General features: G+C 43.2%; 9 protein-coding genes. 7 read left to right on the top strand and 2 right to left on the bottom strand.

Annotation, left to right across the window (positions count from 1 at the left end; genetic code table 11):
- Nucleotides 1-10 precede the first annotated feature (10 nt).
- Both ABWT76_RS29075 and ABWT76_RS29080 read right to left on the bottom strand, forming a co-directional pair.
- Nucleotides 11-1,519 carry a serine/threonine-protein kinase gene (locus tag ABWT76_RS29075; protein ID WP_054465512.1) on the bottom strand — a complete coding sequence of 503 codons (1,509 nt, stop codon included), beginning with the start codon at nucleotides 1,517-1,519 and terminating at the stop codon, nucleotides 11-13.
- A 481-nt stretch (nucleotides 1,520-2,000) separates the two neighbouring features.
- On the bottom strand, nucleotides 2,001-5,285 hold the full coding sequence (locus ABWT76_RS29080) for a UvrD-helicase domain-containing protein (RefSeq protein WP_354635355.1): 3,285 nt from the start codon (nucleotides 5,283-5,285) through the stop codon (nucleotides 2,001-2,003).
- 210 nt (nucleotides 5,286-5,495) lie between these two features.
- Between ABWT76_RS29080 and ABWT76_RS29085 the strand changes: the two genes are divergently transcribed.
- The 7 genes from ABWT76_RS29085 to ABWT76_RS29115 all read left to right on the top strand — a co-directional run bounded on the left by ABWT76_RS29085 (nucleotide 5,496) and on the right by ABWT76_RS29115 (nucleotide 13,539).
- On the top strand, nucleotides 5,496-6,836 hold the full coding sequence (locus tag ABWT76_RS29085; RefSeq protein ID WP_054465513.1) for a Rieske 2Fe-2S domain-containing protein: 1,341 nt from the start codon (nucleotides 5,496-5,498) through the stop codon (nucleotides 6,834-6,836).
- 507 nt (nucleotides 6,837-7,343) lie between these two features.
- Nucleotides 7,344-8,291, top strand: a complete 948-nt coding sequence (locus ABWT76_RS29090; protein ID WP_054465514.1) for a response regulator — start codon at nucleotides 7,344-7,346, stop codon at nucleotides 8,289-8,291.
- Between the two features lie 101 nt (nucleotides 8,292-8,392).
- A complete protein-coding gene (ubiE, locus tag ABWT76_RS29095) occupies nucleotides 8,393-9,085 on the top strand; it encodes a bifunctional demethylmenaquinone methyltransferase/2-methoxy-6-polyprenyl-1,4-benzoquinol methylase UbiE (RefSeq protein WP_054465604.1) in 693 nt (230 codons plus the stop codon).
- 269 nt (nucleotides 9,086-9,354) lie between these two features.
- The gene (locus ABWT76_RS29100) at nucleotides 9,355-10,524 is read left to right on the top strand and encodes a LeuA family protein (RefSeq protein WP_054465515.1); all 1,170 of its coding nucleotides are present in this window, start codon (nucleotides 9,355-9,357) and stop codon (nucleotides 10,522-10,524) included.
- Nucleotides 10,525-10,608: 84 nt separating this feature from the next.
- Complete coding sequence (locus ABWT76_RS29105) at nucleotides 10,609-11,607, top strand: DMT family transporter (protein ID WP_072160706.1); 999 nt, start codon at nucleotides 10,609-10,611, stop codon at nucleotides 11,605-11,607.
- A complete protein-coding gene (locus tag ABWT76_RS29110; RefSeq protein WP_054465517.1) occupies nucleotides 11,604-12,458 on the top strand; it encodes an AAA family ATPase in 855 nt (284 codons plus the stop codon). Before ABWT76_RS29105 ends, ABWT76_RS29110 begins: the two co-directional genes overlap by 4 nt.
- Before the next feature lie 34 nt (nucleotides 12,459-12,492).
- The gene (locus tag ABWT76_RS29115) at nucleotides 12,493-13,539 is read left to right on the top strand and encodes an SMP-30/gluconolactonase/LRE family protein (RefSeq protein ID WP_072160707.1); all 1,047 of its coding nucleotides are present in this window, start codon (nucleotides 12,493-12,495) and stop codon (nucleotides 13,537-13,539) included.
- The last annotated feature ends 134 nt before the right edge of the window (nucleotides 13,540-13,673 follow it).

Raw genomic sequence — 13,673 nt, forward strand, 5'->3', positions numbered from 1 at the left:
GGTTTCTCTGCTACAGCAAATCAAAACATTGCATCATTTCCCTCGCTGTGCTTTCAAATTTATTATATTGCCCATTTTCTGCCCCATAAATCACCACATAAGCTTTATCAGTCCTGACAATTCCCATCTCTATTTTCTTCACCATCACCCCATTTTCAACTCCCTGATAAGTCAACTCATAAGCGGGACTATTGGCTAAAGTGCCGTCTTGCCGATTCAAAATCGTAACTTGAGGAAAAAACTTGTTAATCTCCTCCATCGAAGCTTGAGAATATTCAGCTAAGGATAAAGTTTTCTGTAATTTTTCTACCTTAATCGTCACCTTAGCCCTAGCATCATCAGGTGCCATAAACTTAGTAATTTCCCCGGTCATGGGATCATCAATGGCTTGCCTCCTCCAAGTTGGGTGATATTTAATTTTAAACCCATATTCATAATTATCATAAGGGGAAAATTTTTGACAGGGTAGTGGCGGTGGTGGCGGTGATGACGGTGGTGGTAACTGCTTGATTATCTCTGCCAGTAACGGAGACATGATTCCTGCGGCAGCTATGGGAATGAAAACCTTTTTTTTCATCCAAAAATTCTGTTTTTTCGGTTTATTTGGCTTTTTCCCTGAATGATTGTCCGGATTAGGCTGTGATACCACCTCTGGCGGAGTAGAAGTGGGCGAGTAAGTATTTTGATTGCTATTTTTCACTGCTTTGACTGCTGCTAAAGCTTCTACCGCTGATGGATAACGCTGATTAAAATCATAAAGCACCATTCGGGTTAAAACCGCAGCGAATAATGGAGCAATTTGCACCTGATTTTGCCAGATTAATTCTCCATTAGCATCCTTTTTAAACTCCCCACTACGCGGGTCTGGATTTAACCCAGTCAGGGCTTGAATTGCAATTACCCCCACCGCATAAATATCGCTACTTAATTGAGGATTGCCATTCGCTTGTTCATTGGGCATATATCCGTGAGTTCCCACCATCACCGTCAATGGTTGCCCCTGGGGATTCACCGATAAATTAGAAATTTCTTTAACCGCCCCAAAGTCAATTAAACAAATTTTCCCATCACTATGACGCCGCATTAAATTCGCGGGTTTAATATCCCGGTGAATGATATTCTGCTGATGCACATAAGCCAGCACTTCCAAGATTTCTATTAATAGATTAATTACCTCGGTTTCGCTTAACTTCTGACCAATCTTCAATTCAGTTTTACTCAGGTCATCCCCGTCAATAAAATCCTGAACTAAATAGAATTCGCTATGCTCCTGAAAATTAGCTTGCAATTTAGGAATCTGCGGATGACTGAGTTTATGCAGGGTTTCCGCTTCGGTGTTAAACATCCGTTTGGCTGTAGCCAAAACTGATGATTTCTTTGACTGAGGTTGCAGTCGCTTCACCACACAATGAGGATTTCTCGGTAAATCCCGATCTTCGGCTAAATAGGTTTCCCCACAGCCGCCACTGCCCAAACTCTTGATAATATGATAGCGTCCCCGTAATGTTGTCCCAATCATTAGAGATATGCTGGATGGTGAATTGCGCTGACTATTTTGATTCTGCCATAAACAATTGGTTTTGATTCCCCCAAGTGGTGCTAAATTTCTGATGGATGATATTCAGCGTCTAATTTCTGGAAAATGGGCAAATCACCGTGAATTTATTAATTTATCCCATTAATTTATAGACAGCATACCCCTTTTGTAGGGGCGAAGCATATAGCCTACCCTACCCTACGGGAAGGCGTTCCGCCTACGGGAAGCCGCTCCGCGTCTACGGCATGGCTTCGCTTACCGGGCAGTGAATTTTCGGTTTTTACAGTTAAGATAATTACCCGAATGCTTCGCCCTGGGTTAACCGAGTAAAGGGCGAAGCATTCCCGCCGATAAGTGATTAATTATAAGCATAAATTTCCGGCGGAAATGCTTCGCCCCTACGGAGATAATTTGCAATGGGAAAATAGGCGATCGCACTAAACCCTACAACTACAACTAAACCCTAAAAAGCTAAGTCATCCTCAACCATTTTATCCCCGATTTCTTGATAAGCATATTCACAAATTTCTGCATAGGGACAAATCTGACAATTGCTTGGCCAAGCATGGGCGCGATAATCTCCTTGTAAAATTTTTTGCACAATATTTTTCACTTCATCACCAACGGCTTGGAAATAGTCACGGGGATAAGTGAAAAGCTTGGGTTCTCTTAAGTAAGCAATGTGGGCTTGGGGGCGTTCCGTTGCTGCCGCATAAACCCATAATTGGCAGCGATGTAAATGAGGTTCGATGATTTGGTCTGTTTTATAATCTAAAACAAAATCATCACCTAATAAATCAATCACCCCATTAAAAGTAATGCTATCTATTTTGAAAGTAATCTTGGTTTCTTTGCTAATGTTTCCTTGGCGATAGGGGGCATAGTCTGGGTATTCATCCCAAGCTTGCACCAGAGATAATATTTCTTGGATTTGTGCCGGGAATAAGCTAGAGTTAAATCGAGATAAAGTTTCCGGGTTTCTGATGTTATTTTCCAAAGCTTTATGGACTAAAATGCCAATTTTTTGAGCGATCGCCATCCCTTCTCCTGTCCCTGGGTGTCCATCAATATAGCGAAATTTAAACCGTTTAGGACAGCGAGTATATTCACTCAAAGCTGTCACCGGCAATTCAAATAATCCCGAACCAACAAAACCGATAATTTCTGGACGATCGCCCTCTAGTAAAGGGGGTAATGGCGGTTCGGGGGCGAATAAATCCTCGGCGGTTAAAGGAATTTTTTCTACAGAAATATTCGCCGCATTCAGTCCCGGACGCAGCAAATCTAACAAACTGCCTTTCTCACTAGCTGCGGTTAAAATTAGGCGATCGCGACTCCGAGTAAAAGCCACATAAAGCAACCGCAAAGCTTCAGCATCTTCTCGTTGTTTCTGTAAATTTTCCAGCCAAACGTAAAGGACTGGCTTTTGTTTTTCTCCTTCCTCATTAGACAAGGAAACTGCCACACCCCACGCAGGGTCAAAATACACCGATGGCGAATAATTGGGTTTACTTCTGGTTAAATCAGGCACTATTACCACCGGCCATTCTAAACCTTTAGCTGCATGAATCGTCATTAAAGTAACGGCATTTTCTGCCTCCAAAGGTAGCCGGGTAATTTTCACATCAGCGGCGGCAATTTGTCGTAACCGTCGCACCACATTAAATACATCATTATTTCCCGTTTCTAATTGTCGCACAAGTTCCATAAAACCTCGCCAGTCTGCCAGCCGACGGGGTGCTCCTGGTAGGTTATTAATCACTGCTGTATATCCGGTTAAACGGTCAGCAATTTGCAGTAAACGGGTGGGCGGTTCTACGGTGCGATCGCCTAAAAGTTGCTTTAATATTTCTACGGCAGAGAAACCGGGTTTCTCCAAGAAACCCGGTTTCTGTTCCATCTGAATTTTTTCCCACCAAGAAAGGTTTTTTCCCTCAACGGTTAACAGAGAACGACTAATCATAAATAAGGTGCGATCGCTAATAGCAAAAAATGGGCTCCGTAACACCGCCACCAAAGCAATATCATCCGTAGGATCCGCCAAAAATCTTAATAAAGCCCAAGCATCTTTTGCTTCCCTAGTATCTAACAAATTGCCGCCCCCGGACAACACCACGGGAATGCCCTCACTTGCCAAAGTTTCCCCATACAATTCTAACGGATCCCAAGTGCGAGAAAGAATCGCCATATCTCCCGGTTTCACCGGACGCAAACCGCCTGTTTTTTTGTCATAAACAGGCATTTTTTGCTCTAACATTTGTTTAAGCGTTCGGGCAATATGCCGACCTTCTGCCTGACGGCAACGGTTAATATCATTTACCTCTCCAGCGGCAACAGTATAAGCCTCTAAATAAGTATTAACATCTGGATTAATATCATTAACATATGGGGCTTCTGTGCGAAAAGCCGTTAAATTTTGGTGCAAATTTCCCAATAGCGGCGCAAAGATTTGATTAATCTGGTTAATCAAGCTTTCATGGGTGCGAAAACTGGTAGAAAGTTCCACAATTTCGCCACCTTTTCCTCTTTTACCTGAATCATGCTGAATGCGATCGCACCAGCTTTGAAACACCGCCACATCGGCCCGTCGAAACCCATAAATTGACTGTTTAGCATCGCCCACAATAGTCAATATTGCCTTAGAATTTAGCAACTCTAAAAATTCTCCTTGGACGGGGTTAGTATCTTGGAATTCATCCACTAAAAAAGCTTGCCACCGTTGCCAATAATACTCTTGAACTTCGGGATGACTCAGGGCTTTTAGGGCATAGACTTCTAAATCCGCAAAATCTAATAATCGGGCTTTTCGTTTAGCCGCTGCTAAAAACTCCCGCACTTGCATAAATGCCTGCTTGAGGATGGGCAAAATAGCGGTTAATTTATGGTCAAATTCGCCAATGTCTAGATTAATCCTGCCTCGCTTGATTTCTTTGTCTGCCAATTTTTTTAGAGTAGCGATCGCCTCTTTAATTTCCGTAAATCCCCCATCTGGCCATTTTTTCTTACTGCCTCCCTGCAAATTAATCTTGGTTAGATTTTCCAAAGCGTTTGTTGGTTCACTATTTTCTTTTAAACTATTGACTGCCTGAATCGCAGTTTTCCGGGCTAATTCTATGCGATCGCCTTCAAGTCCTGCAAACTGGTGTAAAGTTTCTGTTGCCAATTGCCATTGGGAATTGCCCAACAATTCACTCAGGGCAAATTGCTGCATTTGGGCAATTAAATTTTCTGGATTAATTGACCGATTAAAAGCTCGTTCAGCGGCGATTGGATCGGCAATTAAATGGGGTAAAATTTCCCCCAATTGACTATAAAAAATTTCTTGATAAATCTCGGCAGGTAATTCTGTCAAAGCCAAAATTAATTGCTGATTAAGCCAAATTTTACTTTCCAACTCATCCAATACGGTAAAATCAGCGGGAACCCCTGCCGCTTCCGGGTGTTCCTGACAAATTCGGGTGGCTAAAGAGTGGAGGGTACTAATTTGGGCTGCTTCCAATTCAGCTAACAAGTCAAAGCGATCGGGCAGTCTTTGAGAAACCGTTGCCCGAATGCGCGATCGCAGTTCGGCTGCTGCCTTATCCGTAAACGTACAAGCCACAATTTCCAAAGGGGAAAACCCGTCAACAGTGAGGTGATAAAAATAGCGTTCTGCCAGCATATAAGTTTTCCCTGTACCAGCACCAGCAATCACCGCTACACTACCAGAAGAATAGGCTGCTTTTTCTTGTTCCGTCGTTAAAGTCATAATGCCAAAAATAATTGAACCGAACCATCGGCAGGCGATCGCCATTGGCAATTAAGCCGATTCTCTAGCATTCTACCATTCTGTAATCCTGGAACCAATCCTGGAACCATAAGTAATTTTTGAAGATTTCGTGAAATTAGTCAAACTAAATTCTTTTTTGGTAATTTTTATGGTATATTACATAATTAAGAAAAAATCAAAATAACCTCAATGACAACTGAATTTAACTTTTTTCAAAATTGGTATCCGATTTCCCCCCTTGAAGACCTAGAATATGACCGACCTACTACCGTAACGATTTTGGGCAAATCCTTGGTAATTTGGCAATCCCCGGTATCTAAAAAATATCAAGTATTTTTAGATGAATGTCCCCATCGTTTAGCCCCCTTAAGTGAAGGCAGAATCGAACCGAAAACCGGAAATTTAATGTGTAGCTATCATGGCTGGGAATTTGATGCCGATGGCACTTGTCAGCGGATTCCCCAAGCGGAAAATCCCGACTTAGTGAGTAAAAATAAAACAAATTTTTGTGCCCGCAAATTTCCCACCCAAGAAGCGAATGAATTACTCTGGGTTTGGCTGGATCCGAAATCAGAGGAGTTAGCCGCCAAAACCCCGCTACCTTTATCACCGCAAATTGATGCCGAAAAAGGGTTTGTTTGGTCTTCAATCGTGCGAGACTTAGAATATGATTGGCAGACATTGATCGAAAATGTCGCCGACCCCAGTCATGTGCCTTTTGCTCATCATGGGGTACAAGGCGATCGCGAAAAAGCCGAACCCTTACCCATCACCATCAGCCAATCAAATGCCCAAATCATCGAAGCGAAAATTGACCGAAAATTTAAAAGCACAATTACCTTTCAACCTCCTTGTCATTTAGAATATCAAATTTCCTTGGGTGCGGATAAACAAATAGGATTAATCACCTATTGTATTCCCGTTTCTCCAGGCAAGTCGAGAATAGTCGCGCAGTTTTCTCGGAATTTTGCCCAAAACTTACACCGGATCACCCCGCGATGGTGGGATCATCTACAAAATCGCAACTTAATATTAGACGGAGACATGGTTTTCCTCCATTATCAAGAGCGAATATTACAACAAAAACAACAAACCCAAACTTGGAAAACCGCCTACAAAATGCCCACATCGGCGGACAAATTAATTATTGAATTTCGCAATTGGTTTGATAAATATTCTGGGGGTAAATTGCCGTGGCAGGAAGTAGGAATAAACCCGCCAGATATTTTGTCAATTTTGCCAATGACTCAAAACCGACAACAAATACTCGATCGCTATCATCAACATACCCAACATTGCAGCAGTTGTCGGGGGGCATTAAAAACCGTGCAACGGTGGCAAATCTTTTTGCTGGTTTACTTTATCCTCACAATTGCTACAGTTGCACTGCTGCCAGATGCCCTCAGACTGCCCTGGGGTCTGCCTTTAACCTTAACCGCACTCCTCGGTATGGGGGTCTACGGTGGACTCAAATTTTGGCTAGAACCGAAATTTTACTTTGTTGATTATATCCACGCATTCAAAAAGTAATCTTGAGTCTGTATAAGTCTGTATGTCAACCCGCAATGGGTGACTTCTGTCCGGGGAAGTGAAACCTGGTGGGCTAAAATTAACACTGGCAATTCAGCCTGAACATAAGGCGAAAGTAAGGTGGGCAATGCCCACCTTACTTAGTCGATCGGGGTCATCCACAGAAATCTTAAGAAATCTTAAGTAATTTTCCTAATACAGTTTAACCACTAGACAAATGACTACCTAATGTGTTGCTACATCTGACCGCTTAATGTCTGACTCCGGTTTCCAGGGAACTTGCCTAAAACCGATTGGTTCACGAGAAATAACTAAATGTGCGGTCTACCGTCGATAAATGATGTAATAGTCATAATCCTGGTTGACCAAGAAAGTACCATATTGCCCACCAAGAACCAGACGCTTCAGTGCAAGACATTTTGCTTTGTCCTGCATGACAAAGATGCTGATTTTTGCCTGATGGATTGCCCAAACTCAAAGATTCGTGAGTTAATAGTTAATTGTATGATGAATAACTCAATTCCAGAGCTAGAAAATATTATTACTCAGTTGAAAAGCCTACAACGACGTAACAAAGCCAAAATGCTGGTGGTGGATGACGAACCAGATAACCTGGATCTACTCTACCGCACTTTCCGACGGGACTATCAGGTACTCAAAGCCGAAAGTGGCACCCGCGCTTTAGAATTATTGCGCGAAGAGGGTGAAGTGGCCGTGATTATTTCTGACCAACGAATGCCGGAAATGAAAGGGACGGAGTTCTTAAGTAGAACGGTGCCTGATTTTCCCAATACAGTGCGGATTATTCTAACTGGGTTTACGGATATTGAAGACCTGGTAGATGCGATTAACTCCGGTCAGGTTTATAAATATATTACGAAACCTTGGGATCCGAATGAACTGAAAACGGTGGTGCATCGTGCCGCAGAAACTTATAAAGTGCTCAAAGATCGCACGGAAGAATTGCGGCGGGCTGAAGCGCAAACCAACCTCCTATCAATTATTTTGAATTTATCTCAAGAGGCTAATTCTTTAGAGGATTGTTTGAAACCGATCGCCGTCGCCTTTGGGGAAAATTTTGCCGCTGATGTTTGTCTTTTGCAACTGGTGGAAAATAATCGCTTAATCCCCAGTCAAGGGGTATTTTCTAAAGTCGGCATTGAGGAAAACTGGTTAGAACATGACCCGTTAACCGCAGCGGCGATCGCCACCAGAACCTTGCAAGGATCTGTTCATGTAGAAAAAGATAGCAACCTTGCCGAGGACGAACATTATCAAAAATCTGGGACACAAGCTCATTTGGTCATGCCAATTACTTACCGGGATGAACTTCTAGCAGTCTTGTCTCTTCAGTGGAAGCAACCCTTTACCCTGCGAGAAGATGAAGTGTCTACAATCCATTTGTGCGCTAGGCAAGTGGGTGTCACCCTGACCTGTGTCCGCTATCATCCTTAAGGTTGATCTGATGGATTCTCTATAATTTTTCTGCCCCCTGAATTACTCTTATTTTACAGATGTCTACTGTTTCTAAACCTCCTATATCTTTATCCAATCAAATGGTTCCTTCTGCCAGCGAAATTCAACAGATATTTAATCGCATCGCCCCAGTTTACGATCAATTCAATGACTGGCTGAGTCTGGGTCAGCATCGGATTTGGAAGCGGATGACTATTGCCTGGAGTGAAGTCAGTCCTGGAGATATTTGTTTGGATCTGTGCTGTGGCAGTGGGGATTTAACTCTGCTTCTCGCGGAAGAAGTAGGAAAAACAGGTCAAGTCTTTGGGGTAGACTTTTCTGTAGAATTGCTGAATCAAGCGCGTCAACGTCCGGGAAAACAAGAGGTCATCACCTGGGTAGAAGGGGATGCCTTGGATTTACCTTTTCCTGACGAATATTTTGACTGTGCCACCATTGGTTATGGTTTACGCAATGTTAAAGATATTCCCCGTTGTTTAAGCGAATTGCATCGAGTGCTTAAACCCGGTGCCAAAGCCGCGATTTTGGACTTTCATCGCCCCAGTAATGCGATCGCCCGTGAGTTTCAGCACTGGTATTTAGATCATATTGTCGTACCCTTAGCCAAAGCCAACGGATTATATAATGAATATGCTTACATTTTTCCCAGTTTAGATCGATTTCCCATTGGCAAAGAGCAAGTTGAGTTAGCGCGAGCGGCTGGATTTGCTGCCGCCACTCACTATCCTATTGCCCAAGGAATAATGGGAGTATTAGTTGTGAATAAAGTTTAATCTTTAGTGCTTGGTTGTTGGTGGCCCCTCTTTGAAGGGGGGGGGTTGGGGGCTTGTTAGTGGTTGATTGTTGATTGTTGGTGGTTGATTGTTGATTGTTGAAGCAGCAGGACATGGACTTTCACCTTGTCTCTACGGAGATCACCGTCTTCTTATCTCCCCCTGCCCCCTGCCCCCTGCCCCCTACAGCCTACACCCTCTCCCCTACAGCCTACACCTGGAAAAAAACACCTCTTTGCGAATACGATTAAAGGAGATTAGATTGCGCTATGTTTCAGATTCTTGATTCTACTCTCAGAGAAGGAGAGCAAACCCCAGGAGTTTATTTTTCCCCGGAAACAAAGTTGTTAATTGCTCAATATCTAGATCGAATTGGCATCGATATTATTGAAGTCGGAAATCCTGCTGTTAGCCCGGAAATTTCTGAAGCGATCGCCTTAGTTGCCCAGGCAAAATTAAATGCGAAAATTGGCGCCCACTCTCTTTGTCGCATCGATCACGTTCAAAAAGCATTGGATTGTGGCATAGATTTTTTAGGCATCTTCTTTAGTGTCGCCAAACACCGTTTAGAGCGAGACTACCATATTACTTTTGACCAAGCCCTTGAGCAAATTGTCGAAGTAATTCGCTATGCCAAAGCCCAAAATCCCAACCTGTTGATTCGCTATACCCCTGAAGATGCAACCCGCACCGAAATCGAACAGGTGATTGAAGTAGCCACGGCGGCAGTCCAAGCTGGTGCAGATATTATTAGCATTGCCGACACAACGGGATACGCAACTCCGTTTCAACCCGATCGCAGTTACGCCTATTTTGTCAAAACTTTAAAGCAAAAACTAGCGGATCTTCAGCTATTTCCTAAAATTGCCGTTCATTGTCACAATGACCGAGGTTTAGCCCTCGCCAATGCCCTTGATGCTTACAAAGCTGGCGCCGATATTATCGATGTCAGTGTTATCGGTTTGGGAGAACGTGCGGGGATTGTTGATTTGGCAACTTTATTAGTCAACTTAGTTGAAATGGGGGAATCAAAACGGCGTTGGGAGTTTAAATATCTTCAAGAACTCTATCATCTGGTGAGTCAAGCTTCCCGGATTTCAATTCCGCCTCTTTTCCCGATTATGGGAAAAAATGCCTTCACTCACTATGCCGGGGTTCATGTCACAGCGATCGCCAAGGATCCGATGCTTTATCAAAGTCTCAACCTGGAGAGTTTGGCTCATCAAAATAAATTAGCCTTAGGAATGCAATCTGGTCGAAATTCAATTGAATTAGCTCTCAAGCAAATTGGCAAAGAGGAAATGATCGAGAATGAAAGTCTAATTAAGTCAATTCTAAAAGAGGTGAAATTTTTAGCTAAACAAGGAACTTTGATTGATATTCATAATGAATTTATCAACCTAGTTAATCGATGTGTTGCTATAGAAAATTTTGAATAATATTGGTCAGCATTCACCCTTATGGTTTGGGTTGCTAAAACCATAGAAATATTGTCTTTGAGGAGCCTCTAGGTTTGACGTTAAATGATCTCTAACCCATCAATATCCATCCTATTTAACAGATTTAAAATTAACTCCCCAGGTTCGATATTTTCACTGTTCCTGGCTTTAATCGCCTTGTCTTTTGCCGCAATCTTGATTAAACTATGCGAACAAGAAATGAGCGCGATTGGCACCGTGTTTAACCGTTTATGGATGGCATCGATCTTACTAGGAGGCTGGGATTGGATCGCTCAAATGGGCGATCGCACCCCCGAATCCGATCTGCCCGGGCTAACCCTGACTACCCAGCCCCAAACAATCCCTAATTTTCGGGAAATTGCGCTTTTATTTCTAGTGGGAATTATCGGCACGGCTTCGGTCTTATGTTGGGCTTGGTCATTAACTCAAACGAGCGTGGCAAACTCAACCCTGATGCGGAATTTATCGCCCTTATTTACTTGTATTCTCGGTGGGATATTCTTACAACAGCAGTTTGAAATTCGCCTGATCGGTGGTCTGTTTTTAGGCATATTTGGCGCATCACTGATTGGCATGAATGACATCCAAATTGGACTAGAATATCTCTGGGGAGATGGGTTGGGTCTATTAGCCGCATTGTTTTATGCCTTAAATCTGTCTATCCTAGAATATTTACGCCCCAAATTTTCAGCGGTGAAATTGTTATTTTGGCGCTGCACGATTGGCGCGATCGCTTTGTTGCCGCTGATTTGGCTAACCCAAGACAGTTTTTTTCCCCATTCTTGGCGCGGATGGGCTACCGTATTTATCTTAGCCAGTCTTTGTCAATGCTTTGGTCAATGTATGTTGATTCATAACCTCAAGTATTTTTCTTCCACCTTTATTGCGATTTTCTTACTCCTTGAACCAACCCTGACAGCAATTTTTGCCTGGGTGATTTTTGGCGAAACCTTAAGTGGGTTAAATTCCTTGGGATTTGTGATTATTTTGAGCGGCATATTTCTGGCAAAAACTAGCCAAAGCTCCCATAAAAAAATTTTAATCGAGGAAAAAACAACATGATGCAATTAAACCAAAATCAAACGGAGTCGATAGAGTTAATCCCTGGAATTGGATTTGGATTCTCCGCCGTTGATGGCTGGCTTCCCCTGGTGGAACAACCCTTGCTGATTTTAGTTGGCTTGACGGGAGTCGGCAAAAGTACCTTGGTCAAGGCTTTATCGGATACCCAGTTAAACTTTACCCTGTTGCCTAACCGTCGAACTTTAACCGATCGATTTATCATTCCCACCGTGAGACAAATCGATGGAGTGGTCACGGACGACGATCTCACCTGCCGTGTGACACGCTTCTCTTATACCCGTCGCTATAAGCAACTCTTTCCCGAAGGAATGGTCTATGTTTTAAGTCAATTACAAATCAACCCGGAGCGACTCTGCTTTCCGCTACTCTTTGATGGTTTGCGCGGAAAGCTGGAGGTAAAATATGCCAGTGAACTTCTGCCAAATTCTCAATTTATCGTGTTAGAAGCGCCGAATTCGGTTCGCTTGGAACGTCTGTTAACTCGTCAAGATTCCTTTGATCGCATTGGACAATCTAGCCCGATCGCCTGTAACAATGATACTCAGAAAATTAGCAGTTTGGCCGAATTAGGATTGCCCGAAGCGGTGAATTTCTTCTCACCGGAAGAAACCACCAGGATTTTAACTCAAATTAATCAAGGAGACTACTCGATCGCCGAGGTGCGCGATCGCCTAAAAATTATCGTGGAAGAACAAAAAAACTACGATCCCTTAGCGGCGCGATCGGTCTTAGAACTCCTGCCGACCCACCGCACTCTATTTATTGATACAACGCTTAATAGTCCTGAGTCCATCGCCCAAAAAATTAAGTCCTCATTCCTGGCTAATTAACCCAACCCTGAATTAAGGTAAAATAAGGTAAAAGATGATTTTCATCCCTAAACTAGCCCTTGGCTTCCTGTGGCTATTCACTATTTTAGTTGCCCTCCCTACTCCGGTTCTGGCCAACAATTTGGCAGACATTATCAATGAGGGCGATCGGGTAGAACAGGTAGTCACAGGTTTTGCGTTTACAGAAGGCCCCGTTTGGCACGATGGTGGTTTTTTACTATTTAGTGATATTCCCGCTAATACTATCTATCAATTGTGGACGGGCGATCGCGTTAGGTTGGGTTTCGTTCCTCAACCCAACCTAAGCAATAATTTTTTTGTCGCTCAACCCGATCAACAAGTAGAGTTAAAAGTATTTCGTCATCCTTCTGGAAATGCCAATGGCAACACTTTAAATCGGCAGGGTAGCTTGCTAAGTGCTGAATATGCTAACCGTCGGATCTCCTTGACCCAGAAAGATGGTACAATGATTACATTGACCGATCGCTATCAAGGAAAATATCTCAATAGCCCCAATGACTTAGTAGTTAAATCCGATGGCAGTATCTACTTTACTGACCCTAACTACAGCCCTAAATTTATCCAGCATTACCATCTGCAAAAACATTCTCAAGAACTGGAATTCTATGGGGTCTATCGGCTCACCCCGGATGGTAAATTGACGCTTCTATGCCGGGAATTCCTACATCCCAATGGGATTGCCTTTTCTCCAGATGAAACAAAATTGTACATCAGTGATTTCCAAAAATCTCACATTCGCGTCTTTGATGTGAAGCCAGACGGCACCCTAACCAACGGACATATTTTTGCCCAACTCAATCCATCTAGTCAAATCGGAGGGCCAGATGGGATAAAAGTAGATCGGCGAGGAAATGTTTATTGTACTGGACCAGAAGGAGTGTCCATTTTCTCCCCGGCAGGGGATTTTATGGGTCTGATTCAAGTACCAGAAGTTCCGAGTAATTTAGCCTTTGGAGACAGTGACTATCAAACCCTTTACATCACCGCAAAAACCAGCATTTACCGGATTCATCTCAAAATCCCAGGATCCGCAGTAACCGGGACCATCCCATATTTGTAGGGGCGAAGCATTCGCGTAGATAATTTTTCGGTTTTTTGGGATAAATTTATCCGCGAATGCGTTCATCCCCTACGGGCTGATTTACCAAAATGGGATGCTCCCGCAGTAACCCCCAAGGGGGTTTGAAGACCAAA

It is taken from the genome of Planktothricoides raciborskii GIHE-MW2, assembly GCF_040564635.1.
Classification (GTDB): domain Bacteria; phylum Cyanobacteriota; class Cyanobacteriia; order Cyanobacteriales; family Laspinemataceae; genus Planktothricoides; species Planktothricoides raciborskii.